Source organism: Aliivibrio fischeri (genome assembly GCA_038993745.2).
GTDB lineage: Bacteria > Pseudomonadota > Gammaproteobacteria > Enterobacterales > Vibrionaceae > Aliivibrio > Aliivibrio fischeri_B.
On record CP160630.1, the window covers coordinates 190,371 to 216,856 of the forward strand.

Here is a 26,486-nt window from a genome sequence, read left to right on the forward strand (position 1 = left end):
CGAATGCGTATATTGAGTTCAGTACCTAGCCTTAAGATAGGTAATAATAAAAGTAAGCAGAATATTGGTTATGTTGTATTTGTTTGTATTGTTTTATTGAGTTTATTGCAATGGACGGCGCCTTACTCTCAAGGTATCGATTTATTATGGAAAACCGTATTTCATTATGATTCATCTGATTATCAACAATTAATTACCTATTTAACTTATCTTCCTCGTTTATCCATTGCTGTGCTATCAGGTTTTGGTTTGGCGATTGCTGGTTGTGTCATGCAGTTTGTATTACGTAACCCTATCGCTTCACCAACGACGTTAGGGGTTGCTGCTGGAGCTGAATTGGGGATGGTTCTTGGTATTTTGTTTTTACCCGTTAATAGTTCTATTAGTGGTTTTATTCCTGCATTTTTAGGAGGAGCATTTGCCACCGTGTTGGTATTTTTATTATCGGCAAAACGTGGTTTTTCGCCTGTGCATATGGTGCTAGCAGGAATGGTTGTTAGTCTGTTTTTTGGTTCTTTAAATACCATGCTGTTGTTACTCAACGAGCAACAATTAACTAGCGTATTTGTGTGGGGGGCGGGTACATTAAATCAAAATGATTGGAGTGGTGTATCAAGGCTTATTCCATTAGTTATCTTTCCTGTTATAGCAATCTTATTACTTGCTCGTCCTTTGTCGGCACTTCAGTTAGGCGATCATGTTGCTTCCTCTATTGGCATTAATATAAAACAGATTAAAGTGATATCACTGACCTTAGCTATATGTATTACTGCTGCTGTAGTGAGTGAAGTTGGTTTGATTGGCTTTGTTGGGATAGTTGCTCCAGCCATAGCTCGAATGTGTGGTGCAAGAGGATTACTTACTCAAATTTTAATGAGCGGTAGTATTGGCAGTGTAATGCTCTTGTTTGCTGATTTAATTATACAGCCATTTTCAGGTGTGGGTGGTGAGTTATTACCAACGGGAGCCATGACCGCATTACTTGGTGCTCCTTTTTTGTTGTGGTTATTAAATCGACAACAATTACAGTCAGAGATGAAGGTGAGAGAAACCTCGCAAATTGTATATCGAGTAAGAAGCCTTAGATTTGTTGCTGTTCCATTATCTTTTTTGATTGTTGTTTTATTTATTGGCGCAGTATTACTTGGTAAAGGGCAACTTGGCTGGGCAGTAACCTTTGATATATCCATTATCGAGTTAAGAATACCGCGAGTATTTGTTGCGTTCTTAGCCGGGATTGGATTAGCTATTGCTGGAACCGTGATCCAAAGGGTATCAATGAATCCAATGGCAAGTCCTGAGATTTTAGGAATTAGCTCTGGTGCGGCACTGGCGTTAGTTTTAGGTGCCGTTTCTGGTGTTGCAATCAACAGGCATGAACAGATGTTACTGGGTACTTTAGGGGCATTAATCGTCACGCTTGTTATTTGGATTATGGGAAGAAAACATCATTTTGCTCCAATTCAAATGTTACTAACGGGAATAGCCTTAAGTGCAGGGTTAGATGCGTTTTTACGAATTGCTTTATCATCAGGACAAGATAACGTTAAAGCGCTATTAACCTGGTTGTCTGGTTCAACTTACTTAGTATCAATGAATGATGTGTATTTGCTTGCCGTAGGGGTATTGTTGTTTTTTATTTTCGCGATGAAATCACATCGATGGCTAGATTTAATGGGATTAGGAGACACGGTAGCGAGCAGTGTTGGTCTATCTTGTCGCCGAGTTCGATTGTTTTTATTATTGTTTGTTGCCGCACTAACCACCTTATGTACGATTATTATCGGACCTCTTAGCTTTATTGGTTTATTAGCTCCTCATATGGCTCGCTCTCTCCATCAATATCAAGCTTCACATCAACTCATTGCAGCGAGTTTGTTAGGCGGTTGTTTAATGATTTTAGCGGATTGGATAGGGCGAGTGATGTGGTTTCCATGGCAATTCCCGGCTGGATTATTGGCATCATTAATTGGCGGTATCTACTTCTTATATTTAATGCGAAAGTAATATCCTTATTTTACCTATTGATATTAAACATATTTTTATGATGCTGCAAAAAATTTAAATTATTTTATAAATTCACCAAAAAACAGTTGATCATTTTAATGAGAATCATTAGCATTCGCATTCGTTAATTAAAAACAACGGAAATGTTATGAAAACTAATGATGAGTTTGACTACGCAATAGGGGGAGGTAATGATGTTCCTGCTGCCTGTTTCCTTAATTCTTTGGCTAGAGAATGCGCTGCAATTCAAATAATAAACAATCAATATGAAGTTTATTATCGAATTCCCTTAGGGAGTACTGATGAGATTCAAATTCCATTAAATTACGTTTCATCAGTTGGACTACATGAATATTGTTTCCCTGCAGTATTGTATGCCGAAGAGTCCAGAGCCATCGGTTTTGAAGAGGTCGTAGAGAAAATATTAGAACAACCAGCGTTGGTGGGGCTAATAACGAAAGAGCAGAAAGAAACTTTTCTAGAGCGAGTAAATGAAAGTTACAGTAATACGTATTTTGGAGCCAGAAATAACCCATATTCAACGATTCTATTCTCTGAAGCACTAAATTTTCAACAAGCAGAACAAGGTTTACTGATTGGACACTCTTTCCATCCTGCCCCTAAAAGTCGTGAGCAATTTAGTGAAGAAGATGCGAGAAGGTATTCTCCCGAGCTAGGTGGTGAGTTTGCTTTATGTTGGTTAGTTGTTGATTCATCAATTCTTATTTCTGGTTCTTCTGGACAGTACAATGCGAAAGAGCGGTTAGAGCAACTGGTTTCTCAAGATCATCTTTTATCTTTAGCCTTGAGTGGTGTTATTCATGAAGGGGAACACCTTTTTCCCGTTCATCCTTGGCAGTGGACGGTCTTACAAGAGAATGAAGATATTCAAACTTATATTCAGTCTGGCTTAATTAGAGAGCTTGGTGAGATCGGTTCAGCATGGTATCCAACCTCATCAACTCGTTCGCTGTATTCACCAACTTTACCGTATATGTTGAAGTTTTCATTAAGTGTGAAGTTAACCAATTCCATTCGTAATTTATCTTTAAAAGAAGTGATACGCGGAACTCGATTAAGCCAATTATTTCATGATACTGAGTTAAGTAATGAATTGGGACAAAAGCAAGGTTTTCAAGTTATGCAAGAACCCAGTTATTTGGGGTTAACCAACAAATCGGGTGAGGTGATAGACGAGAGTCTTGTGGCATTTCGTGATAACCCATTAAGTTCAAAACCGGAAGAAGAAGCCGTAGTTCTTGCCACGTTAACACAACAAAACCCTTATGGTGGTGAAAGTTTATTAGCGAAAAGAATTAAACATTATGCAAATTCGTCCCAGCAGTCGTTATCTCAAGTGGCAGAGCAATGGTTTAGCGCTTATTGTCAGTATGCGGTTATCCCTTTATTTAACCTTCAAGCTAATTATGGTTTGGTTTTTTTAGCTCATCAGCAGAATATTGTTATGCAGATGAAGTCTGGGTTTCCTATCGGTATGTACTATCGTGATTGTCAAGGAACAGGATATACGGATTTAGCGTTTGAGCGTTTTCCTGAAGCTTTAAAACAAACAAAGCAAGATATTGAAAACTATTGGAATTATGACAAGGTAAGACGTTATTTTGCTTATTACTTAATTATCAATTCTACGTTTAATGTCATTGCATCTATCTCAGCTTATTGCGGCGTGAATGAACAAACTTTATTAAAAGAGCTGCGTAAACAACTTGAGGTATTAAAAGCAAAAGGCGTACGGGATCCTCGCTGTTTAGACTATGTATTAGAAAGTGAAGCGTTGTGCTGTAAAGGTAACTTTTATTGTTATTTGCAAAACATGAATGAGAATTCAATTCCTGATCCATCAGTTATTTATTTTGATTTACCTAACCCACTAGTTCATATGAAGGATGCGATGAATGTGTAAATATACAACGCTCATTTTTAATATAGAGCCAAGTCCTACAATCACTTTTACGGTTTCAAATCAGGATCTTAAAGACTCTCAGCTTATTGAGAAGTCTTTGCAAGAAATCGATCATATTTTTAGTACCAACTCAATTATCTCAGAGATTTATTTTGAATCCGAGATACCAAGCCAATTGGTTCAATCACTTCCTAGCCTTTATCAAAATAGGTTATCAAGAGAAGGGTTTTATCAACAAGTTGAACCATGGCATTTGCATTCACCATCGACTCTGTTTCCTTGGAGAGAAGTTCAGACACTATTACAGTACCGCCATCATCCGTTGCGTCCTGAAATGCCAAAAGGAAGAGTGTATCAACGTCATGACCATAATATTGATGCAGAAATTAGTTTTAGAGTGTTTGATCTTGAAAAGGATTTAGAGCGATTTACTGCATGGATGAATGATCCTCGAGTCGCTAATTTCTGGGAGCAAGCATGGAGTTATGAAAAGTTGGCTGAATTCATTAAAGAGCGCTTGGATGACCCACATATTATTCCTCTTATTGGTGAGTTTAATGGTGAACCATTTGGTTATGTTGAAGCATATTGGGTAAGTGAAGACCGATTAAGTCCGTATTACGATGTTCAACCTTATGATCGTGGGATTCACCTTTTGGTGGGGGAGCAAGCATTTAGAGGACCAGAATATTTTAATTGTTGGATGCGAGCGATCAGCCATTACCTCTTTATTGATGATGTTAGAACTCAGCGAATAGTATTGGAGCCAAGGGCGGATAATCATCGTTTATTCAATCGTATACAGGAAGTTGGGTACAAAAAATGTTTTGAATTTAATTTCCCTCATAAACGTTCAGCATTAATGATGATTAAACGACAGGCATTCTTTTCGGAGCAGTGGTGATGGAGCAAATTGCATTACATACTCACTGGTCCGCGGCAAATCGTAAAATGGTGGCTAAATTAATCAGTGAGTTAGCTTATGAACAAGCGTTTAAAATAGAGCAAAATAATCAAGGTTATGTATTGTTTCTTGATGATGGTGTTTGTTACCAATTCTTAGGTAAAACTAATATTTGGGGCCAAATAGTTATCGAACCTACTTCGTTAATTCGTAAACAGAAAAGTCTGAATTCTGATGTCTTAGCAACTCAATTTATGATGGATATTCAGCATGTTATTAACATTGGTGATGAATCGTTAGCTGAACATTTTGAAGATTTGAATGCCACCTTGTTAGGTGATTGCAAGCTTGCGCAGCGTAAAATGAATATGTCTGCAAATGAGTTGGCTTTTTTGTCATGTGAACAACAACAGCTTCTGTTTAATGGTCACCCTAAGTTTGCCTTTAATAAGGGGCGCAGAGGGTGGGGAACACATGATCTTTCATTATACGCTCCAGAAGCTGAGCGAGCATTTCAGTTAGCTTGGGTTGCGGTACATGAATCCATTTTAGATAAAGCAACAAATAACAAAGTGGACTGGAAATGCTTGGTACTTTCTGCTGTGAGTAATGCTGAATTGCATGTTATGAATTCACAGCTTTCATCATTTAATGTTGATAGTAGCGAATATACGTTTGTACCTGTACACCCTTGGCAGTGGGAACAAAAACTATCAATTCTATTTTCTAGAGAAATGGCCGAGAAAACGTTGGTTTATTTGGGTAAATTTGGAGATGACTTTTTACCGCAATTATCAATTAGAACTTTGAGTAATGTAACTCGTCCAGAGAGTTATGATATTAAATTGCCTTTAACGATCATGAATACTTCTTGCTATCGTGGTATTCCTGGCCGTTATATTCTTGCCGGTCCAATAGCGTCCGATTGGTTGGATTCTGTTTTTAAATCGGATCCTTTATTCGTTGATAAAAAAGCCGAAGTGTTACAAGAGCCAGCTGCAGGATTTGTTGCTCAGGCTGACTATAAGCGACTGACAGATGCTCCTTATCGTTACCATGAATTACTTGGTGTGATCTGGAGAGAATCAGCACAATCTAAACTGGGTGAAAATGAGAGTGCAATATTAATGGCTGCACTGATGGAGTCTGATGAATCTGGTGTGCCTCTGATTTCCGAGTATATTCAAGCCTCTGGATTATCAATAGAAGCGTGGTTAGATAAGCTGTTTGATGCCGTTGTGATCCCTTTTTATCACTTACTTTGTAAATATGGTGTATCCCTCATTGCTCACGGACAAAACGTAACGTTAGTTATGGAAGATGGGGCACCAAAACGCATTTTATTGAAAGATTTTCAGGGAGACATGCGTCTTGTTGAACGAGACATTCCAGAGCAAGAAAACCTTGATCCTTTAGTTAAAGAAGTGACAGTTAAATTACCTGAAGAATTAATCATTCATGATTTGCAAACTGGTCATTTCGTTACGGTTCTTCGTTTTATCTCGCCACTTGTCGAAACTCTAGGATTGTCTGAAATCGAGTTTTATAGGGTACTTGCTCAACGAGTTCGCATTTATATGGCTATGACCCCTGAATATAAAGACAGATTTGAACGTTTGGATCTGTTTAAACCCAGAATATTACGTATAGGGCTTAATTTAGCTAAGTTTCGACATAGTACGGATTCGAGTGCTTCTCGTATGCTTCCAGATATGGACGATAAGGTAGATAACCCACTGTATATCGCTTTAAATCAATAACAATAATATTAAATGGAGAAATAATAACATGACAGTCAGATTGGATTTGGCAGGGATCGGTGTTGGTCCCTTTAACTTAAGCATCGCGTCGCTTTTGGAGCCTCAAAAACACATTAATGCGACCTTTTTTGAAAGTCGAGAGTCTTTTGCTTGGCACCCCGGCTTGTTACTTGATAACACCAATATGCAAACGATGTTTTTAAAAGACTTAGTTAGTGCGGTGTATCCAGAAAGTCCTTATTCTTTTTTATCTTATTTAGTGAAGAATAAGAAATTCTATCGATTTTTATCTGCAGAATTAAGTTGTATTAGTCGTCATGAGTTTTCAGATTATTTGGCATGGGTTTCTCAGCAGTTAAGTAATGTGAAATTCTCAACTCATGTTGAGAATGTTGAATTTAACGGTGACTCGTTTGAAATCCAAACGACTAATGGAGTGTATGAGGCGAAAAACTTATGCATTGGTACTGGTAAGGTTCCTTTTATTCCAGAGTGTGCCGTTCCACATATAGGTCCAAGTGTTTTTCATGCCGCGGAGATGGGTTTACGTTCTCGTGACTTTACGAATAAACGAGTTGTGATTGTGGGTGGTGGCCAAAGTGGTGCTGACATATTTTTAAATGTGCTGCGAGAAAAATGGGGTAAACCTGCCTCATTAGATTGGGTTTCACGACGTTCTAATTTTCAGCCATTAGATGAAGCATCATTTACTAATGAATTTTTTACTCCTGATTATGTGAATGCGTTTGTTAACTTGGCTCCGAATGTTAAACAATCAGAAATTGAGGCTCAAAAACTCACTTCAGACGGTATAACTCAACTTGCACTATTAGATATATATCGAGAGTTATATCATCGCTTTGATGTATTAAAAGAAGATAAATGGGTTCGTTTGTTACCACATAGAACGATGAATTCATTGAATATTAATGAGTCTGAATTTTCGCTAGGTATCCATAACGCATTAAGCCAGCAGTTAGAAATACATCAAGCGGACATCGTCATTTTAGCGACTGGTTTTAAGTCTCCTTATCCAGCTTGTTTAAACTCCATCCTTCCTTTGTTGGATCTTGATGAACAAGGTCGATATCAATTAACGCCTGAATTTGAATTGAAATGGAAAGGCAGTAAGAACAATAAGATATTTGCTGTTAATGCCGGTATGCATAGTCATGGTATTGCAGAGCCTCAGCTGAGTTTAATGGCATGGCGTAGTGCTCGTATTATTAATCAGTTAACAGGAACCGCAGTGTATGACATTGCGTCTAATCCCGGAATGATTGATTGGATCTCCGAACCTAAGGTATGCGAACCCACAACCGTGTAAATCTTTATAGTTTGGTTTTTAAAAATTTTAAAAAAATAGTTGAATACGGATTTTTATCATTCGTATTCATTGTTGTGATAACAATATAAAAAAGAGAAAGTAGATGAACGTTAAAAAAGGGAATTATCCGTTAACTTTAGTCGCAATGGCTGTCGCTGTTGCAACGACGAGTGTCGCTATGTCAGTTCAGGCTGAGGAATATACATCGACAACTGAAGAAACGATGGTGGTTGTTTCAAGCCGTACACCTAAAGCGATCAGTGAAATTCCAGGAACAGTATGGTTTGTTGATTCGGAGCAAATTGAACAAGAATACCGTGGTGGTAAAACACTGGGTGAGATTCTGTCAGCGACGATTCCATCTTTAGATGTAAGTAGTGGTGCAAGAACCAATTATGGTCAGAATTTACGTGGTCGTGCAATGCTTGTGATGATTGATGGTGTTTCGCTGCAATCTTCTCGCCCAATCAGTCGTCAGCTTGATGCGATTGACCCATTTAATATTGAACGAATTGAAGTACTCTCTGGTGCAACCTCTATTTATGGTGCGGGTGCTACTGGTGGTGTAATTAACATCATTACAAAAAAAGCCGACAGTGATGAATTGCAATTTGAAAGTTATGTGAGTGGCAGCTCAGGTTTTAATAGTGGAGATGATTTTGATTATAAACTTGCACAATCCATCTCTGGTGGTACAGAGAAAGTAAAAGCGAGAGTGTCTGCTGTATATACTGAAACTCAGGGATATTATGATGCCAATGGCGATATTGTTACGCCTGATATTTCTCAAGGTTCATTACAATATAATGAGACAATTGACTTACAAAGTACGGTAGATGTAGCTATCTCTGATACAAAGAATATCAATTTTTTAGCTCAATATTATGATAGCCAACAAGATTCTCCTTATGGTCTTTACATTAAAAATAATCAGTTTATTGATGTAAGAGAAGGGTTTGAGTCAGATCGTCAACATGGTACCGAACGTATTATGTTAAGTGCAGCTTATAGTGATTCAGAAGTGTTAGGTCATCAGCTCGTTGTAGAGGCGTCTTATCGTAAAGAAGATCAGACTTACACGCCATATTATCAAAGTGCCTCTCAACAAACGACGGATGTTATCTCTTTAAAAACAGCACTTGCGAAATCATTTGGAAAAGTGAATTTGGTTTATGGTGTTGATGCTTACATGGATAAGTTTGACAGTAATCAGGCTTTATTTGATCCAGCCATTGCCAATAACTCTGGAAATTTGGTTAATAAAACGTATGCAAAAGTTGGGCGCTATCCAGGCGTAGAAGTTGCTTCTGTTGCTGGTTTTATTCAAGCTGATATTAATATCACTGATGATTGGTCTATTGAGGGCGGTTATCGTTATCAATATATGAATAATAAGATCGATGATTTTGTCGATTATAAGATTCAAAAGAAAATTGCAGCGGGAAATGGTGTTTCAGCTGATGCCGTCCCTGGAGGTGAGACCGATTATACCGTTGGTTTATTTAACCTTGGCACGATATATAAATTGACTCCAGAGTCACAAATATGGGCGAATTTCTCTCAAGGTTTTGATTTGGCTGACCCTGCTAAATATTACGGACAAGGCTCGTATTCTGCAGCTGATGCAAATGGTCATTATACGCTTCAAAATAGCATTAATGTTGCTGGTTCTAAAATGTCAGGAATAAAAACAAACAGCTATGAGGTTGGTTTTAGAACTGATCAAAGTGCTTTGAGTTTTCAAACTGCGGCGTATTTTTCTCAATCGGATAATTCAGTTAAATACAATAAGAAAACCTTGTTAATTGAAGATGTAGATAATGAAAAACGAGTTTACGGTGCTGAAGCATTGGTATCGTATTGGGTGATGGATAACCTTCAAGTTGGGGCTTCTGGTCATTATGTAATTTCAGAATTACAAACGGATGGAAAATGGGACGATTTAAGTGCTGGTGAGGCAAGTACATCTAAAGCAAACTCGTGGGTAGGTTGGTATGAATCTGATTTGGCATTAAAAGTTCAAAGCCAAACTATGTTCGATTATAAAGATTCAAGTGATAATGAATTGTCTGGCTATACCGTGTTTGACTTAGTGGGTAGTTATGAATTACCTGTCGGAAGTCTAGGTTTTGGTATTCAAAACTTGTTCAATAAAGATTATACAACGGCTTGGGGACAACGAGCTCAGATCTTATATTCTAGCCATTATGATGCAGCAGCATACGATTACAAAGGTCGTGGACGCACCTACACTCTTAACTACCAAGTGACCTACTAACTGATTATTTTGTAAATAAAATTAATAAGGCTATCTTTATGAGATAGCCTTGTTTTTTCTTAATAACTGCCGAGTGTGTCCATGTATTGATGACGATAATTCGGTATGATTAAAATATAAGCATTTTATTTATAAGGTGTAGAAAGTTTAGCTATTTATAAATTAAAAAAGGATGACAACTAATGACATACGACACATTAATTACTATCGGCGTTTTGGTTTTCTTGGTCTTAGTTCTTATTGCTCTTGGGGTTAAAATGGTACCGCAAGGCTATAATTGGACTGTAGAACGTTTTGGACGATATACGCAAACATTGCAACCTGGTTTGAATATTATTATTCCATTTATTGATGGTATCGGACAGAAAATCAATATGATGGAACAGGTTCTTGATATTCCAGCACAAGAAGTGATTTCCAAAGATAATGCTAATGTAACGATTGATGCGGTTTGTTTCGTTCAAGTTGTTGATGCAGCAAAAGCCGCTTATGAAGTAAGTGACCTTCAACATGCTATTCGTAATCTTACATTAACGAACATGCGTACAGTGTTAGGTTCTATGGAGCTGGATGAAATGCTAAGCCAGCGAGATATGATTAATGTAAAACTGTTAGCGATTGTCGATGCAGCAACAAACCCATGGGGGGTAAAGGTGACACGTATTGAAATTAAAGATGTGCAACCACCTGCGGACTTAACTGCTGCGATGAATGCTCAAATGAAAGCTGAACGTAATAAACGAGCAGATGTACTTGAAGCGGAAGGGGTGCGTCAAGCTGAGATATTAAAAGCAGAAGGTCATAAGCAAGCTGAAATTCTTAAAGCTGAGGGTGATAAGCAAGCTGCAATCTTGCAGGCAGAAGCCCGCGAACGTGCGGCTGAAGCAGAAGCTAACGCAACCAGAATGGTATCAGAAGCGATTGCTCAAGGTGATGTTCAAGCTGTTAATTACTTTATCGCTCAAGGTTATACTGAGGCAATTAAATCGATTGGCCAAGCAGAGAATGGCAAAATTATTATGCTACCATTAGAGGCAACAGGTTTAATGGGCTCTGTTGCTGGCATTGCTGAGATGTTCAAAGCAGATAAAGAGGTCCAAAAATAGGAGTTCACCATGGAGTTTTTTGAACAGATGAATCATTGGCACTGGTTGACTTTAGGGTTGTTACTACTTGCTGGTGAATTATTAGGAACTGCGGGCTATTTTTTGTGGATAGGGTTATCAGCGGTGGCTGTTGGAGCGCTATATGCCGTGATACCACTTAGTTGGCAAATGCAGTGGATCAGTTTTGCTGTTTTTTCACTCTTTACAACTTGGTTGTGGTGGCGATATCAACATAAAAAAGACATAAGTTCAGATGCAAAAAGGGCGCTTAATCAAAAAGATAAGCAACTGATTGGTCAAACATCTCGTTTGGAAGAAGATATTCATGCAGGTTCCTGTCGAATTGTATTAGGTGATACGACATGGTCAGCCAAAAGTGCCGTTGATATAGAAAAGGGAACGCTAGTTCGTGTGGTTTCTGTTGACGGTATTATTTTGACGATTGAACCAGTAAAAAAATAATTTAACATGTTCATTTAAAGTGGATGATTTGTTGTATTTAACTGCAATGAATCATTCACTTTTTTTACATGTTCTTTGTGAAAGATATTTCTTTGTTTCAAATATAGTTAGCTTGTATTCATATATTCATAAATTAATGTACTTTTGTGCCTTTTTATTTTATTTTTTGCACCCTAGCCAAAGAATATAGCTATGGCGATAAAAATAATTATAAGTTAATTCAATGGACAAAAATTATGGATTATAAAAACCTAACGGTACAAAAGAAAATTGCTACTGTTTTTTCTGTTATTGGTTTGGTAATGGTGGCATTTGCTCTGTTCCTTTTACAAGAATTAAATAAAGTAGAAGCAGAAGTAATTAACTTTACTGACTCTACAGTACCGAGTGTGTTGTCTGCAGAAGAATTATATTTTGAAATGAACGCATATCGTCGAAATCAATATGCAGCATTAAATTATGAAACAAAAGATGCATTAGGCTTTTTAACTATTCTGTCGAAGCAAGAAAATGATATCAAAGCGGAGCTTGCAGCGTATGAAGCGACGGTTATTACTGAACATGAACGCCGTATCTTTGATCGTGTTAAAAATAGTTGGAAAACCTATACGACTCAACTTAAGGATTTTAATAGTTTAGTTAGTAATCAAGAAATCAAACAAGCACAGAAAGAGTTAGTGAATTCATTTATTTTATTTGAAAATGTAGGGGCTGCATTAGATGGGTTAGTGCAAATCAATATAGGATTTGTTGCGAATAACCGAACAGCGATTATGCATAGTGTTGATAATGTAACCACTGCAACAAAAGTGTCATTTAGTGCATTAATTGTATTTATGATTTTCGTAACTTTCTTCTTAGCTCGTCAAATTTGCCGCCCACTACATTTGGTTGTTGAGCAATCTAAAGCGATCGCAGCTGGGGATTTAACCTTTGAACTTCGTCGTGAAGAGATTGGTAATGATGAATTAGGCGCATTAGCTGATGCGAATATCGAAATGCAGTATCAATTGCGAACTTTAATTGAGAATACAATTTCAGCGGTAACTCAACTTTCAGTAGAAGTGAAAGAAATGAATGACAGTTCAGAAAAACCGTTTAGTGATATGACAACGTCTTCTGATATTACGGTTGTTGCGGCTGCAATTGACGATATAAAAACAGCTATTGATGAACCTAAAAGAGAGTCAATTAAGCTAAATAGTATAGTTGAAATTATGGGCAGTATTGCTGAAGAAACCCATGCATTTGCTGCGAATGTAGCGAATGAGACTTCTAATTTGGATAAACAAAATGATCGTTTTGAGATGATGGTAACTGAAGCTCATGCTCTTGCTAGTCATACTCAATTATCGACGAAAAAAGCAGTGACGTTCATAGAATCATTGCAAGAAAATATGACCTATAAAAACATTGAGCAATCGAGAATAAAATTATCTCAATTAGCAAATACACTACAAACATTTTTATCTTATTTTAAAGTGTAATTTTTAAACGCTATTTATATTTTCCATAATAAATTATTGCTCTAAGCTCAAGTTAAAAAATAAATTAATTTATATAAACTTTAATGTCATTTTTCAGGCGATATAAATTTGACGGTTGAGCTTATTAAAAATGAATTTAACATGGTGTTATCAAAAAATAAGTAATTTACAGCAATAAATTTTGTCGAATTACTTATTTTTTTACATTCGTAAAATTAGCAAAGGTTTCCGTTTCTTATGTAGTTACAAACGTTTAATTTAATTAACTTTTTTAAATTATAAAACTGTGTGACTTTTAGATAATTTTATTTTACTTTCTCGCTTATCTACAATTTACGTTTGTAGGTGAGTTAATTCGTTAGCTCAAAATAACAATGCTCATGGAACGAGTAAAAAGAATAAATTATAAGGTTGTAAAATTACATGAGTTACAAAAATTTAGCAGTACAAAAGAAAATTGCAGTTGTCTTTTCTGCCATTGGCGTGGTAATGGTTACGTTTGCTTTTTTCCTATTACAAGAATTAAATAAAGTAGAGTCTGAAGTTATTAACTTTACAGATTCTACTGTCCCAAGTGTATTGTCAGTTGAGGCAATGTATTTTGAAATGTCCGTACTACGTCGTAGTCAATATGCATCATTAACATATAAAGAATATGACTCTGGTTTAGAGGCTTTGTTTAAGCGCCAGAATACAACTTTAGCGAATATCAAAAACATGTTAGCTAGCTACGATGCAACAGTTGCAGGAGCAGAAGAACGAAGAGTTTTTGATGCAGTACTGGCATCATGGAAGGCTTATTCAAATCTTTTTCGTGATTTTCCTCAATTAATTAAAGATCGTGAACTTGATAAAGCTCATGCGATTTTAGTTAATTCGTTAGATGATTTTAATGGTGTTGGCGATGCAATGGATGGATTAGTTGATATTAACCTTGGTTTTGTTAGTAATAACCGTACTTCCATTATGAGTAGCGTTGATAGCGTAACATTAGCAACAAAAGTATCGTTTAGTGCATTAATCGCATTTATGATCTTTATTACTTTCTTTTTAGCTCGTCAGATTTGTCGCCCATTAAACTTAGTGGTTGAACAGTCTAAAGCGATTGCTGCAGGTGATTTAACGTTTGAACTTCGTCGTAGCGAGATTGGTAATGATGAGTTAGGTGCGCTAGCGGATACTAACATTGAAATGCAGCATCAATTACGAATTCTAATTGAAGATACGATTTCTGCTGTTACTCAACTTTCAGCAGCGGTTGAAGAGATGAGTGCAATCTCTGAGCAATCTTCACGTGGTATGCAACAACAACAATCAGACATCACAATGGTTGCAGCTGCAATGGAAGAGATGAAGGCAACGGTTGCAGAAGTGGCAAACAACACTGAAACAGCATCAACGTCTGCTCTAGAAGCGTCAGAAGAAGCGAAGCAAGGTAACCAAGACGTTCAATCTAATATTGAGCAAATTCAGATTGTTTCTCGTGATATCGAACAAGCAGGAGAATTGGTTGAAGAGTTAGAACGCGAATCAAATAACATCAGCGTGGTTGTTGAAGTTATTCGTGGTATTGCTGATCAAACGAACTTATTAGCATTGAACGCAGCGATTGAAGCGGCACGTGCTGGCGAACAAGGTCGTGGTTTCGCGGTTGTTGCCGATGAAGTTCGTTCTCTTGCTGGTCGTACTCAATCATCAACAAGTGAAATCGTTGAAATCATTGAGAAGTTACAAGCAAGTGCTGCACACGCTAAATCAGCGACAGATCAAAGTTGTTCTAAGATCCGTGTTTGTGTAGAGCAAAGTGTTCAAACGGGTAACTCAATTCAAATGATTGAAGAAACCATGATGAAAGTAACTGACACGAGCATTCAAATTGCAAGCGCATGTAGCCAACAAGATTCTGTAACAGAAGAACTTGGTCGCAATATTCAAAGCATGAGTCTATCGGCAAGTGAAGTTGCACTGGGTGCAGAGCAAACGGCTCAATCAAGTGTTGAGTTAGCGCAGTTAGCAAATAAATTACAAACTTCTTTATCGTACTTTAAAGTTTAATTTTTGATTGAATTTAAAGAATAAAGTGATGGCAAATGCCATCACTTTTTTTATAAGTCCATAGGAAATCAACAATAATAGAAAGATTGTATAAAAAAAATCTTTTAAAAAAAGCATTGGCGCTTTGTTTGTTGGCGGTATATTTTTGACCTTTGAGCCATAGTGAAAGTATTTTCACATTTTTTTATTGAATTTAGGTAAATTGTTACTTTTATCAATAACACCTTATTTACCTTTTTTACCATTTCAAAAATGCAATGGTTTGCTTGTTGTGGGATTTAATAACTTATTAATTTATTTAACCTTTATTGCAATTATAAAACCGTGTGACTTTTTACGTATTTTATTTTATTTTCTCGCCTCTCTGCCGATAACGTTCGCAGATGAGCTAATTTATTAGTTCAAAACAGTAATGCTCATGGAACGAGTGAGAAGAATAATTTATAAGGTTGTAAAACATCATGAGTTACAAAAATTTAGCAGTACAAAAGAAAATTGCAGTTGTCTTTTCTGCCATTGGTTTGGTGATGATTGCGTTTGCTTTTTTCCTATTACAAGAATTAAATAAAGTAGAGTCAGAAGTTATTAACTTTACTGATTCTACTGTTCCAAGTGTGTTATCGGTGGAAGACGTATATTTTGAAATGAACGCGTATCGTCGTAACCAATATGCAGCATTAACATATCAAGAAAAAGATTTACCAAACTTATTAGCTCTTTTGTCAAAACAAGAGGCACAAATTCAATCTGATCTTGATGCATATGAAGCAACGGTTGCGAGTGCTGATGAACGTCGTGTTTTTGAGCGTGTTGCAAATAGCTGGCAGAAATACTTAACTCAACTAAAAGAATTTAATGGTTTAGTTGCGAATAAAAAGGCTAAGTTAGCTCAGCAAGAGCTTGTGGATTCTTTTTCTCAGTTTGAAGAAGTAGGCACTGCTATGGATGGTCTACTTCAGGCTAACCTTGTTTTTGTTAGTAACAATAGAAAATCAATCATGGGCAGCGTTAATAACGTAACGTTGGCGACTAAAGTATCTTTTAGTGCATTAATCGCATTTATGATCTTTATTACTTTCTTCTTAGCTCGTCAGATTTGTCGTCCATTAAACTTAGTGGTTGAACAGTCTAAAGCGATTGCTGCAGGTGATTTAACGTTTGAACTTCGTCGTAGCGAGATTGGCAATGATGAGTTAGGTGCGCTAGCGGACACTAACATTGAAATGCAGCATCAATTACGAATTCTAATTGAAGATACGATTTCTGCTGTTACTCAACTTTCAGCTGCGGTTGAAGAGATGAGTGCGATTTCTGAGCAATCTTCACGTGGTATGCAACAACAACAATCAGACATCACAATGGTTGCAGCTGCAATGGAAGAGATGAAGGCAACGGTTGCAGAAGTGGCAAACAACACTGAAACAGCCTCAACGTCTGCTCTAGAAGCGTCAGAAGAAGCGAAGCAGGGTAACCAAGACGTTCAATCTAATATTGAGCAAATTCAGATTGTTTCTCGTGATATCGAGCAAGCAGGAGAGTTGGTTGAAGAGTTAGAGCGCGAATCAAATAATATCAGCGTGGTTGTTGAAGTTATTCGTGGTATTGCTGATCAAACGAACTTATTAGCATTGAATGCAGCGATTGAAGCGGCACGTGCTGGTGAACAAGGTCGTGGTTTCGCGGTTGTAGCCGATGAAGTTCGTTCTCTTGCTGGTCGTACTCAATCATCAACAAGTGAAATCGTTGAAATCATTGAGAAGTTACAAGCAAGTGCTGCACACGCTAAATCAGCGACAGATCAAAGTTGTTCTAAGATCCGTGTTTGTGTAGAGCAAAGTGTTCAAACGGGTAATTCAATTCAAATGATTGAAGAAACCATGATGAAAGTGACGGACACGAGCATTCAAATTGCAAGTGCATGTAGCCAGCAAGATTCAGTAACAGAAGAACTTGGTCGCAATATTCAAAGCATGAGTCTATCGGCAAGCGAAGTTGCACTGGGTGCAGAGCAAACGGCTCAATCAAGTGTTGAGTTAGCACAATTGGCTTCAACTCTTCAGCAGTCTCTATCGCGCTTTAAAGTGTAATTTGACGAGTCATTGAATTGAACTAGTGTGTACTAGAAATTAAAAAGGAGATCATATGATCTCCTTTTTTGTACAACAAAGAATGATAGAAAAGCATATTACCTTTCTAGCAAGCACAACGATAAACCAACAAATTAATTCTTCATTTTCATTGATTAAGGAAGAATAACATCAAATATTTCAGCTGATTAGCCAATATAACCTTCTTTTAGTCCATTTTGCTTACATTCAATAAGCGGAGCATCAATATGAAGTAAATTGAATTGATGTAGCACATACAGACGAAGCGCTGATAGAGATAGTGATTAATTAAAGCTTTACATAAGAATTATTCTCAACTATATTAAGTTGCATCTGAAATGCATGTTTAAAGGTGTTGTTATGATTAATTTTAAGAAAGTAACTCAAATTGGTGGTGCTATTTTATGTATCAGCTTAATAATTATGACTATTTCATTATTAATTAGCTTTCCTTTTGCATCACATTTTTCAATTATGCAACAAGTTGCAGCGCATATAGTGACGATTGTAATCGCGGCTTTTGTTAAAATTGGATACGTTGCTTTTATTGTTGGCAAATATGAAAGAGGATTAGCATTTTAATCCTAAGAAAATGAGTAGCTTATAGACGCTACTCATTTATGCATGATTAAGAATGGGAAGGTAATTAATTGGTTTTTTGTTTAATCGCTTTGATTAACACGGATGTATCCATTCGCCCTAAACCTTGCTCTTGAAGGTTTTGGTATTCTTGATCAACTTCTTCTGTTAGTGGCAGTTTAATACCATGAACTTTTGCTTCATCTAGACAGATACCAAGATCTTTTCTCATCCAGTCGATTGCAAAACCAAAATCGAATTTATCCTGAGCCATGGTGCTTGCGCGGTTTTCCATTTGCCATGAACCAGCAGCACCGTGTTTTAAAGTTTCAACAACAAGGTCAATATCTAGGTTAGCTTTTTCAGCAAGGATTAATGCTTCACTTAACCCTTTTAATACACCAGCAATACAGATCTGGTTTGCCATTTTACAGCGTTGGCCTTGGCCGTTTTCACCAAGAAGTGTAATGGCTTTTGCAAAACTTTGAATAACAGGTTTTGCTGTATTAAAAGCGTCTTCGTTACCACCGCACATTACAGTTAATACACCATTTTCAGCACCAGCTTGTCCGCCTGAGACAGGAGCATCAATAAAGTGATTCCCTTGTGCTTCACAGGCTTTTGCTAATTCGATTGCTAGCGTCGCTGATGTTGTGGTGTTATCCACTAAGATAGCACCTGGCTTTAATCCAGCAAGAATGCCATCGCCGCCATAAATTACGCTACGGACATCGTCATCATTCCCAACACAAACGAATACGATATCTGAGCCTTCAGAGGCTTCACGTGGCGTCGAAGCGGATTGTCCTTTGTATTCTGTGGCCCACTGCTTTGCTTTCGCTTCGGTACGATTATAAACCGTTGTAGAATAACCTGCATTTTGAAGGTGACGAGCCATTGGGTAGCCCATAACGCCTAAACCAATAAAGCTAACATTAGTGATTTCCATGTCGTTCCTTATTTATGTTGTAATGTGATAGCCATTTAATCTACTTTCTAAGTATTTATATGATTAATAGCTTGTTGATAGGACTCATGAGAATTAAAACATATCTTGTAACAGTTTGATATCTGAATATTAACCATGTTTTGACTGGGGTTAATACTTATTCAACAAGTCGATATTGAAATCGTTCAGATCAATACCAAAATTAATTTCAGCAGCTTTTTCATATAGCTCATTTATGTTTTTCTGAACTGAAGTAATCGTAAGTGTATTGTTATCCAAAATGAATACTTGCTTTTGAGTTGTATAATAGAAGGCAAGTATTAATAGTGAATCATGGTCATTTTGCTCTGCTTTTGTCTTTATCGCTGCAAGTTTTCGGTAAATATGGTGATGGAGCTGTTTTAGTTTCCAAACATACATAATGTCATCAAAGTATGGGTTAGTTTTAACTTTATTCATAATGAAAGAAGTAGCTATGAGACTTAAGATGACGCCTAAAACATTGAGGTGAAAGTTACCTGTAGACCCTGATTCTGTCACACCTTCAAAACCAAAAAATGCAATCAGAATGGATCCAAATAAAATAGCAAGAGCTGCAAGTAATGCAACAAAAGATACCATTACAAGATTGGTTTTCTTTCGGTAAGTATCTTTATCTATATTTTGAATTTTCATACCTGCTCTCTCTTAATGAATTTATGCTTATTAATAAGTGTAGCGTGGAAATAAGTGGAATTGGAATTAAGAAAGAGTAACCGTTTGTGTTATCAAAAATTTAGTTATGAAAGGCCAATACGTTCTATTGAATTGTAATCAAAGATAAAGAGCCATATCAAGAGGACCTGATATGGCTGATTTTTATTATGTAATATCTTTTAATGCCAGAGTATCTTAAAAGATAAATTGGTATAAGAAACCGGCTCCCATTGCCATACCTAAAATCACAGTAAGGAAGGCAATAATCATTTGGTTTTTGAAGATAGATTTCAATAAAATCACTTCAGTTAAACTTGCACCAGCACTGCCAATAATTAATGCCATAACTGCTCCTAGGCTCATCCCTTTTGCAGCTAATGCCGCACTGAGAGGAATAACCGCTTCAGCTCGAATGTATAGTGGAATACCAATAACTGCAGCAACAGGAATAGCAAATGGGTTATTTTCACTTGCCACTTTAGCGACAAATTCTGTTGGCATAAAACCGTAGATCATCGAACCAAGAGCAATACCGCCGATTAAGTAAGGTAATACTTTTTTGAAATCACTCCATGTGCTGTTCCAAATTTTCACCCATTTGCTTTGAGGTGCTTTTTTCTCTCCACCACAAGTTGAACCACAACATTTTGGCTCAGGTGCAATGTAAGCACTTTCTTTTACGTATTTTTCAAAACCAAGTTTTTCTAGTAAGTAACCGGCAATAACCGATACACCCATTGCAATAGCAAAGTAGAAAACGGTCACTTTAATACCGAAAGTAACTGCGAATAGCCCAATAATAATAGGGTTAAGTAGTGGGCTTGCAAATAAGAATACCATCATGGTACCAAATCCAGCTTTTGCTCGAAGTAAACCTTTTAAGAAAGGGATAGTTGAGCATGAGCAGAATGGAGTAATAGCACCTAGTAGGCCAGCAACAAAATACCCTCTGCCATTTTTTCCACTCAAGATACTTTGGATTTTTGAAGGTGGGATATATTCCTGCAAAACACCAACTAGATAACTAATTAAAAGGAAAAGCACGGTTAGCTCTGCAGCTAAAAATGCAAACATATTAAGGGTGTCCATCACCATGTCTTGTGTAATTGTAAACATAATCTAAATCTCTATATTTCTGGAATAATCGAAATATACGCTTTTCAATTAGCATGATCAACATATTTCTAGTAATATCGAAATATAAATTTAATGAGGAATAAATAATGGATATCGAAATTATTGCTAAAGCATTGAAAGAATTAGGACATCCGACCCGTTTGGCTATTTATAAAGGGGTTGTACGTGCGGGTTATCAAGGTATTGCTGTGGGTGGATTGCAAGAAAAATTGAATATTCCAGGTTCTACATTGTCACATCATGTATCAGGATTAGTTTCTGCTGGATTAATTACACAGCGTCGAGAAGGCCGTACTTTATTTTGTGTTGCTGAGTATGAAAAGCTCACTTCGGTAATTGATTTTTTGCAAGATGAATGCTGTTTTGATGAATCCAGTGAGACTAATGCGGATAAGTAAGTTAATAAAAAAGGAATAATTAAATGAATGTTTATACTCAGTTTGAAAGTCCAATTGGCCAAATAACGGTTAACGCTAATGATGAGGGCTTACTTGGTGTTTGGTATGAAAGTCATAAAATGGAATTAAGTGAATTCGGTACTCGAGCCGATGACCACCCAATTTTAAAATTAACGGTAACCCAATTAAAAGAGTATTTTCGAGGTGATCGTCGTGATTTTTCTATTCCGTTAGCGGCTAAAGGAACTGAGTTTCAAAATAAAGTATGGAAGGCATTAACGACCATTCCGTATGGTAAAACATGGTGCTACAAAGATCTTGCTATTGCAGTAGGTAACCCAAAAGCATCACAAGCTGTGGGTGGAGCGAATGGCAAAAACCCTATCTCTATTATTGTTCCTTGCCACCGAGTGATTGGCAAAAATGGTAGCCTCACTGGATATGCTGGTGGCGTTGATATTAAAGAAAAATTATTGGCACTAGAATCAAACAAATAGGTACATTGACTTATGATCTATAAAGGAAAGGTAAGCAAAAAAGTGGTTTTCTTTCCTTCCGATTGAACGGAAATATCACCGTTATGTAGGTTCACAATTGAACGCACAATAGTTAAGCCTAAGCCTGCACCTGTGCTACTTGAATGTTGTCTGGATTTGTCTGCTCGATAAAAGCGTTCAAAAATAAAAGGTAAATCTTTATCAGGAATCTCATCTCCTATATTCGAGATAGATAACACGATGTTACTGTGGTTCTCTTCAATCTTAATTTGAATATCGCTATCAGGTGCAGAGTGACGTATAGCGTTAGAGAGTAGATTATTTGCTACGCGTTGCATCATGGATTTATCACCCCAAAGAGATCCATTTCCTGATAGATGAATTGTTACTCCTGTTTCTTCAGACACAATGCTGTAGTACTCAATAATAGGGGCGAAGAGTTGCTCTAAATCTAATTGCATATTGTCTTTTAGTAATAAGTCATTTTCAGATTTAGCAAGATACAAGGTATCGTTAATTGTTTTGTTAATGCGTTCTAATTCTTCTAAGTTTGAAGATAAGATCTCTTGATATTCATGAGGTGTTCTTGGCTGCGATAAGGTGACATGAGTCTGAGTCATAATATTTGAGAGTGGCGTTTTTAATTCATGAGCGATATCAGATGAAAAATCACTGAGTCGTTCAAACCCAAGCTCTAATCGATCAAGCATTTGGTTTTGTATTTTTGCAAGTTCAACCAACTCGTTGGGTAAGTGTTCATCAGACAATCGAATACTTAGCTTATTTGGCTGAACTTGTTTGATGCGATCTTGTAAATATTGCAGAGGTTTAAACCCCATATTTACGATGATAAAGCTGCAAATGAAAGAGAGTAGGCTCGCGATACTAATTGACCATATTAAAATGCCTTTTAGCCTCTTATTGAACTCGATGTGATGATCAATATTAATACCTATAAGCAGTCCAGTATAATTATTCTCGTTTTCTAGTGGGTAGTAGAGTGTTCTAAATGTACTTCCTGCATAAGTCCATTCGTTGATTCTTTTTGATTGTTTAAAGGCGCTGTCATTTGGAATTACATTGGTATTTTGTGTCAATGTGCCATTATCATTGGCAATCCAAATGTTAATACCGCGACTTTTTAAGGAAGCAAAAATTTCACTGCTAGTTATGCCTTCATTTTCTAATAAGACGAAAATGGAAGTCCGATTGGCGTTAATTAAACGGAGATCTTCTTCATAAAAATGGGATTGGACTAGGTATTGAATGGCAAAACCTAAGCCAATAAAGACAAATACAGAGGTAGAGAAAAACATTAATGTCAGTTTTAGTTTCATTGATAAGTAATGTTTTTTCATATAACTAGCACTCGTCCATTTTATAACCCATACCGCGAACAGTATGAATTAGTGGGGTGTCGTAGGGTTTATCTATTTTAGAACGAAGTCGTTTTACCGCGACATCAATGACATTGGTATCACTATCAAAGTTCATGTCCCAAATCAGGGAGGCGATTGTTGTTCTTGATAATACTTCCCCTTGTTTACGCATAAATAACTCAAGTAATGAAAACTCTTTTGCAGTAAGGGTAATATTATCTTGGTTTCTTGTGGCGGTTCGTTTTAACAGATCCAATTTTAAATCATGCAAAACTAACTCATTTGATGATGGTTGCAAAATCACTGATTTTGCTCTGAGGGCATTTTCAACACGAGCTTTTAGTTCAGCAAAAGCAAAGGGTTTAATTAGGTAATCATTTGCACCTAATTCAAACCCTTTCACTCTATCATCAATTTGATCTTTGGCGGTGAGCATAATGATTGGCGTATCATTTTCACAATTCCGTAGTGTTTGTAGAATTTGCCAACCATTTAGCTTAGGTAACATGACATCTAAGATGATTAAGTCGTACTGATTGGTGGTTGCGTTATATAAACCATCAGCACCATCTTGTGATAGATCAACAGTATAACCTGACTCTGTTAATCCCTTTTTTAGGTACTCTCCTGTTTTTGTTTCATCTTCGATAATAAGTAGTTTCATATCATTACTTCTTTCTGCATGGAGAATAATCAATGGTTATCAATACAATATAGACGTATCGTTCTTAGATGACACGTTGATTTAAAGAAAATAACATAAAAAATTAGTCATTTGAGTTGCGTTCTAGATAATGATAATTTGCATGAATTAATCCAGTGTATTGTATTTGTCCTTGCATGTTCATTGTTTCTTGAACGGTAATATAACTATCGTCATCTAAGCCAATACTTTGCGTTGTTGTTGATTCAAATGATGCGACTTTTAGTGCTTTTTTCAGTTCTTTCGGTGTACTTTCATCTAATTGATTTAATTTAGTTAACGCTTGATTATAAGCCGCTTGTTTTGTTGATACGCTATCAGTGTGAATTACAGTACTGTTACTTTTACTAATGTAGTTACCGCTTGTGATTACTGGGTTTGCCATTGCGCTTGAGCTTGCAACAATAATTAGAGTAGTTAAAGCAAGTGATTTGAATGATTTCATAATAGACTCCTTAATGAGCTTTTCTTGTTTAAGTAGGTTCATCATAATCAAGTGATGGTGACAACAAAGGGTCTATTGAATGACATTTTTGTCATCTTTATTTTTGTGTTGTGTCGCTTAATTCAATTCACTATTGCACTCTTAATTACTGACGAATAGAATGCGAACGATTTTCATTTTAATGGTAAGTAAACGTGTCCCGTATTTTAGTTGTTGATGACGACATTGAGCTATGCAATTTGTTGCAAGAAGTATTACAAGATGAAGGCTATGATGTCGATTGCGTACATTGTGGCGAAAGTGCTCTGGAATTTATTCAAACGCACTCTATAGATCTCGTTTTGCTTGATGTAATGTTACCAAAGCTAGATGGTTACCAAGTGGCTCGACGTATATGTCAGCGTTTTGCTACTCCTATCCTTATGCTTACGGCCTTAGGCGATGAAGCGTCTATGCTTGATGGATTGCAAGCGGGGGCGGATCATTTCATTGCAAAACCTTTTAATGTGCCAGAACTACTTGCAAGGATCACTGCGATTTTACGTCGTGTAGGGCTTGAACGTCAGCGTCAAAGCTATGTAGGTGCAACGGAAGATTTAGCTGAACAATTTTTACGTCTACCTTTAACTGAAACGGAATCAGAATTACTGCAATACTTAATTAAAAATACGGACGTTGTTGTATCTAAAGCCGATTTACAAACCAATATTTTGAAAAAAGAGTTATGTCCATTTGACCGTAATTTGGATATGCATATTAGTAATATCCGCCGTAAATTATTGCAATCAGGCTTATCAAAGCAGCATATTAAAACGGTTCGTGGGCGTGGTTATAGTTTTATTAAAGTGGTTAATGGATAGGGGGAATGACGTTGCTTCGATGGTTTGAGTCGTGTCCCTCTTTTATTTGCAAATATAAAAATGGCCTAGCATTTCGTTTATTTAGTGCTTTTGCTGTGAGTTTATTTTTAATTATCTCTTTGCAGAGCTTGGCCGAAATTGCGTTGATGAAATCTATGCTCCGTATTCCTAGCTCTATTCAGACTAAGATGTTGGATTTGGCCGAGCAGGCAAATATCTTGATCGAAGAAGGGGATATGGATGAGTTAGCGGATTGGGCGAGTGCACAAGAGTACTATTTATTTGTTTTGGACCAAAATAACCGCCCAATTACACACCGCGATATGCATCCTCATTTTGAGTTTAAACTGAAATTTTTACGCCCTTTAAATACGCAATTGGATAATGAAGTTAATCAACCCATTATTGGTATTCCATTAGAAAACGGGTTAACTATTGTGATTCAAATGCCGTATCAATATCACCCAGCTAATAATTTTCCTCTTTATTTTGGGATTATTAAGTTAGTTATTTCTGTATTGATATTAGGGTTATTCTCTTGGGTTATTGCACGATATTTACAGCGACCTTTAGATAAGTTGAGAGAGGTTAGTCATAAGCTTGCTCAAGGTGATTTTGATGTAAAGGTGAGTGACGAAATTGGAAATTCGGTTCGAGAGTTCAGTGAATTAGCTCATGATTTTGATAACATGACGCATGAAATTCACTCGCTAGCAGAAAAGCAACAGCGACTTATTCGTGATGTTTCGCATGAGTTAAGAACCCCATTAGCTCGGCATAATCTTGCGCTTCATTTATTAAAAAAGAAGGTCGATCCTGATTATATTCACTTAGTTAAGCGTTTGGAAAATGAATCTAATGAGATGAATGATTTAGTTGGAGAAATCTTAGAATTTAGTCGATTAGAGAATTCTCGCTATAACACTAAGTTAGAGCCTGTATTACTTGAAAGCTGTATCTCCGCACAAGTGATTCAAAGCCGCATGGATTTAAGACCGACACAATGTTTGGATTTTATCTGCTCTAAAGAAGCTCCAGTTGTTCATGCTGAACCTCGCTTAGTAACTCGAGTGGTTAAAAACTTAATCACCAATGCGATTAAGTACGCTGGCGATAATGCATATATTCAAGTGGTTATCACAGAGTATCGAAGCCGTGAGAAAAACCATGTGGCAATTATTGTTGAAGATAATGGTCCGGGCATACCAGAAGATCAGCTCTTAAATATATTCTCACCCTTTACACGTTTAGAGTCGGCAAGAGATAAGCAATCAGGCGGTTATGGACTCGGTTTGGCTATTGTAAAAGAATCGATGTTTGTTATGAAAGGAAGTGTTGTTGCTGATAATCGTAAAGAAGGTGGATTAAGAGTGATGTTGTTGTTTCCAGTTTAAAATACAATAACTTTAGTGTTAATAATAAAGG

The 26,486-nt window shown here is 36.8% G+C and carries 22 protein-coding genes; 16 read left to right on the forward strand and 6 right to left on the reverse strand.

Features of this window, described 5'->3' with window-relative positions; translation table 11 throughout:
• Window positions 1–3: 3 nt before the first annotated feature.
• The 12 genes from fhuB (at window position 4) to AAFX60_014940 (ending at window position 18,000) form a co-directional block, all read left to right on the forward strand.
• Complete coding sequence (gene fhuB, locus AAFX60_014885) at window positions 4–2,007, forward strand: Fe(3+)-hydroxamate ABC transporter permease FhuB (protein ID XDF79704.1); 2,004 nt, start codon at window positions 4–6, stop codon at window positions 2,005–2,007.
• Between the two features lie 148 nt (window positions 2,008–2,155).
• Window positions 2,156–3,931, forward strand: coding sequence for an IucA/IucC family protein (locus AAFX60_014890; protein ID XDF79705.1), 1,776 nt, complete (start codon window positions 2,156–2,158; stop codon window positions 3,929–3,931).
• On the forward strand, window positions 3,924–4,835 hold the full coding sequence (locus AAFX60_014895; GenBank protein XDF79706.1) for a GNAT family N-acetyltransferase: 912 nt from the start codon (window positions 3,924–3,926) through the stop codon (window positions 4,833–4,835). Before AAFX60_014890 ends, AAFX60_014895 begins: the two co-directional genes overlap by 8 nt.
• A complete protein-coding gene (locus tag AAFX60_014900) occupies window positions 4,835–6,595 on the forward strand; it encodes an IucA/IucC family protein (GenBank protein XDF80181.1) in 1,761 nt (586 codons plus the stop codon). Before AAFX60_014895 ends, AAFX60_014900 begins: the two co-directional genes overlap by 1 nt.
• Before the next feature lie 28 nt (window positions 6,596–6,623).
• Window positions 6,624–7,922, forward strand: a complete 1,299-nt coding sequence (locus tag AAFX60_014905) for a SidA/IucD/PvdA family monooxygenase (protein ID XDF79707.1) — start codon at window positions 6,624–6,626, stop codon at window positions 7,920–7,922.
• Between the two features lie 103 nt (window positions 7,923–8,025).
• Entirely contained in the window at window positions 8,026–10,200 is a 2,175-nt protein-coding gene (locus tag AAFX60_014910) for a TonB-dependent receptor (GenBank protein XDF79708.1), read from the forward strand.
• A 182-nt stretch (window positions 10,201–10,382) separates the two neighbouring features.
• Complete coding sequence (locus AAFX60_014915; GenBank protein ID XDF79709.1) at window positions 10,383–11,306, forward strand: SPFH domain-containing protein; 924 nt, start codon at window positions 10,383–10,385, stop codon at window positions 11,304–11,306.
• 9 nt (window positions 11,307–11,315) lie between these two features.
• Window positions 11,316–11,768, forward strand: a complete 453-nt coding sequence (locus tag AAFX60_014920; GenBank protein XDF79710.1) for an NfeD family protein — start codon at window positions 11,316–11,318, stop codon at window positions 11,766–11,768.
• Between the two features lie 236 nt (window positions 11,769–12,004).
• Complete coding sequence (locus AAFX60_014925) at window positions 12,005–13,255, forward strand: methyl-accepting chemotaxis protein (GenBank protein XDF79711.1); 1,251 nt, start codon at window positions 12,005–12,007, stop codon at window positions 13,253–13,255.
• A 423-nt stretch (window positions 13,256–13,678) separates the two neighbouring features.
• Complete coding sequence (locus tag AAFX60_014930) at window positions 13,679–15,310, forward strand: methyl-accepting chemotaxis protein (GenBank protein ID XDF79712.1); 1,632 nt, start codon at window positions 13,679–13,681, stop codon at window positions 15,308–15,310.
• Window positions 15,311–15,771: 461 nt separating this feature from the next.
• Complete coding sequence (locus AAFX60_014935) at window positions 15,772–17,397, forward strand: methyl-accepting chemotaxis protein (protein ID XDF79713.1); 1,626 nt, start codon at window positions 15,772–15,774, stop codon at window positions 17,395–17,397.
• Window positions 17,398–17,778: 381 nt separating this feature from the next.
• Window positions 17,779–18,000: a hypothetical protein gene (locus AAFX60_014940; protein ID XDF79714.1), complete on the forward strand. Its 222-nt coding sequence runs from the start codon at window positions 17,779–17,781 to the stop codon at window positions 17,998–18,000.
• Window positions 18,001–18,064: 64 nt separating this feature from the next.
• Here AAFX60_014940 and AAFX60_014945 read toward each other — a convergent pair whose 3' ends face one another.
• The 3 genes from AAFX60_014945 to AAFX60_014955 form a co-directional block, all read right to left on the reverse strand.
• The gene (locus AAFX60_014945; GenBank protein ID XDF79715.1) at window positions 18,065–18,946 is read right to left on the reverse strand and encodes an NAD(P)-dependent oxidoreductase; all 882 of its coding nucleotides are present in this window, start codon (window positions 18,944–18,946) and stop codon (window positions 18,065–18,067) included.
• Window positions 18,947–19,096: 150 nt separating this feature from the next.
• Window positions 19,097–19,621 carry a DUF3087 domain-containing protein gene (locus AAFX60_014950; protein XDF79716.1) on the reverse strand — a complete coding sequence of 175 codons (525 nt, stop codon included), beginning with the start codon at window positions 19,619–19,621 and terminating at the stop codon, window positions 19,097–19,099.
• A gap of 216 nt (window positions 19,622–19,837) precedes the next feature.
• On the reverse strand, window positions 19,838–20,758 hold the full coding sequence (locus AAFX60_014955; GenBank protein XDF79717.1) for a permease: 921 nt from the start codon (window positions 20,756–20,758) through the stop codon (window positions 19,838–19,840).
• 107 nt (window positions 20,759–20,865) lie between these two features.
• Between AAFX60_014955 and AAFX60_014960 the strand changes: the two genes are divergently transcribed.
• Together AAFX60_014960 and AAFX60_014965 are read left to right on the forward strand one after the other, a co-directional pair.
• A complete protein-coding gene (locus AAFX60_014960; protein ID XDF79718.1) occupies window positions 20,866–21,177 on the forward strand; it encodes a metalloregulator ArsR/SmtB family transcription factor in 312 nt (103 codons plus the stop codon).
• A 23-nt stretch (window positions 21,178–21,200) separates the two neighbouring features.
• On the forward strand, window positions 21,201–21,674 hold the full coding sequence (locus AAFX60_014965; protein XDF79719.1) for a methylated-DNA--[protein]-cysteine S-methyltransferase: 474 nt from the start codon (window positions 21,201–21,203) through the stop codon (window positions 21,672–21,674).
• Window positions 21,675–21,691: 17 nt separating this feature from the next.
• Here the strand turns inward: AAFX60_014965 and AAFX60_014970 are convergent, their stop codons facing one another.
• From AAFX60_014970 to AAFX60_014980, 3 genes are all read right to left on the reverse strand, one after another.
• Complete coding sequence (locus AAFX60_014970; GenBank protein XDF79720.1) at window positions 21,692–23,032, reverse strand: heavy metal sensor histidine kinase; 1,341 nt, start codon at window positions 23,030–23,032, stop codon at window positions 21,692–21,694.
• Window positions 23,033–23,036: 4 nt separating this feature from the next.
• Window positions 23,037–23,717 (reverse strand): heavy metal response regulator transcription factor, encoded by a 681-nt coding sequence (locus AAFX60_014975; protein XDF79721.1) that lies wholly within the window; start codon window positions 23,715–23,717, stop codon window positions 23,037–23,039.
• A gap of 103 nt (window positions 23,718–23,820) precedes the next feature.
• A complete protein-coding gene (locus tag AAFX60_014980; protein ID XDF79722.1) occupies window positions 23,821–24,201 on the reverse strand; it encodes a DUF3316 domain-containing protein in 381 nt (126 codons plus the stop codon).
• Window positions 24,202–24,395: 194 nt separating this feature from the next.
• Here AAFX60_014980 and AAFX60_014985 point away from each other — a divergent pair, with 194 nt between their 5' ends.
• Together AAFX60_014985 and AAFX60_014990 are read left to right on the forward strand one after the other, a co-directional pair.
• A complete protein-coding gene (locus AAFX60_014985; GenBank protein ID XDF79723.1) occupies window positions 24,396–25,061 on the forward strand; it encodes a response regulator transcription factor in 666 nt (221 codons plus the stop codon).
• A gap of 5 nt (window positions 25,062–25,066) precedes the next feature.
• Window positions 25,067–26,455, forward strand: a complete 1,389-nt coding sequence (locus AAFX60_014990; GenBank protein XDF79724.1) for a histidine kinase sensor domain-containing protein — start codon at window positions 25,067–25,069, stop codon at window positions 26,453–26,455.
• Window positions 26,456–26,486 lie beyond the last annotated feature (31 nt).

What these genes read in the sequence shown, in the direction of transcription:
- fhuB (XDF79704.1), top strand. Translation starts at nt 4, where the DNA reads ATGCGTATATTGAGTTCAGTACCTAGCCTTAAGATAGGTAATAATAAA.
- AAFX60_014890 (XDF79705.1), top strand. Translation starts at nt 2,156, where the DNA reads ATGAAAACTAATGATGAGTTTGACTACGCAATAGGGGGAGGTAATGAT.
- AAFX60_014895 (XDF79706.1), top strand. Translation starts at nt 3,924, where the DNA reads ATGTGTAAATATACAACGCTCATTTTTAATATAGAGCCAAGTCCTACA.
- AAFX60_014900 (XDF80181.1), top strand. Translation starts at nt 4,835, where the DNA reads ATGGAGCAAATTGCATTACATACTCACTGGTCCGCGGCAAATCGTAAA.
- AAFX60_014905 (XDF79707.1), top strand. Translation starts at nt 6,624, where the DNA reads ATGACAGTCAGATTGGATTTGGCAGGGATCGGTGTTGGTCCCTTTAAC.
- AAFX60_014910 (XDF79708.1), top strand. Translation starts at nt 8,026, where the DNA reads ATGAACGTTAAAAAAGGGAATTATCCGTTAACTTTAGTCGCAATGGCT.
- AAFX60_014915 (XDF79709.1), top strand. Translation starts at nt 10,383, where the DNA reads ATGACATACGACACATTAATTACTATCGGCGTTTTGGTTTTCTTGGTC.
- AAFX60_014920 (XDF79710.1), top strand. Translation starts at nt 11,316, where the DNA reads ATGGAGTTTTTTGAACAGATGAATCATTGGCACTGGTTGACTTTAGGG.
- AAFX60_014925 (XDF79711.1), top strand. Translation starts at nt 12,005, where the DNA reads ATGGATTATAAAAACCTAACGGTACAAAAGAAAATTGCTACTGTTTTT.
- AAFX60_014930 (XDF79712.1), top strand. Translation starts at nt 13,679, where the DNA reads ATGAGTTACAAAAATTTAGCAGTACAAAAGAAAATTGCAGTTGTCTTT.
- AAFX60_014935 (XDF79713.1), top strand. Translation starts at nt 15,772, where the DNA reads ATGAGTTACAAAAATTTAGCAGTACAAAAGAAAATTGCAGTTGTCTTT.
- AAFX60_014940 (XDF79714.1), top strand. Translation starts at nt 17,779, where the DNA reads ATGATTAATTTTAAGAAAGTAACTCAAATTGGTGGTGCTATTTTATGT.
- AAFX60_014945 (XDF79715.1), bottom strand. Translation starts at nt 18,946, where the DNA reads ATGGAAATCACTAATGTTAGCTTTATTGGTTTAGGCGTTATGGGCTAC.
- AAFX60_014950 (XDF79716.1), bottom strand. Translation starts at nt 19,621, where the DNA reads ATGAAAATTCAAAATATAGATAAAGATACTTACCGAAAGAAAACCAAT.
- AAFX60_014955 (XDF79717.1), bottom strand. Translation starts at nt 20,758, where the DNA reads ATGTTTACAATTACACAAGACATGGTGATGGACACCCTTAATATGTTT.
- AAFX60_014960 (XDF79718.1), top strand. Translation starts at nt 20,866, where the DNA reads ATGGATATCGAAATTATTGCTAAAGCATTGAAAGAATTAGGACATCCG.
- AAFX60_014965 (XDF79719.1), top strand. Translation starts at nt 21,201, where the DNA reads ATGAATGTTTATACTCAGTTTGAAAGTCCAATTGGCCAAATAACGGTT.
- AAFX60_014970 (XDF79720.1), bottom strand. Translation starts at nt 23,032, where the DNA reads ATGAAAAAACATTACTTATCAATGAAACTAAAACTGACATTAATGTTT.
- AAFX60_014975 (XDF79721.1), bottom strand. Translation starts at nt 23,717, where the DNA reads ATGAAACTACTTATTATCGAAGATGAAACAAAAACAGGAGAGTACCTA.
- AAFX60_014980 (XDF79722.1), bottom strand. Translation starts at nt 24,201, where the DNA reads ATGAAATCATTCAAATCACTTGCTTTAACTACTCTAATTATTGTTGCA.
- AAFX60_014990 (XDF79724.1), top strand. Translation starts at nt 25,067, where the DNA reads ATGACGTTGCTTCGATGGTTTGAGTCGTGTCCCTCTTTTATTTGCAAA.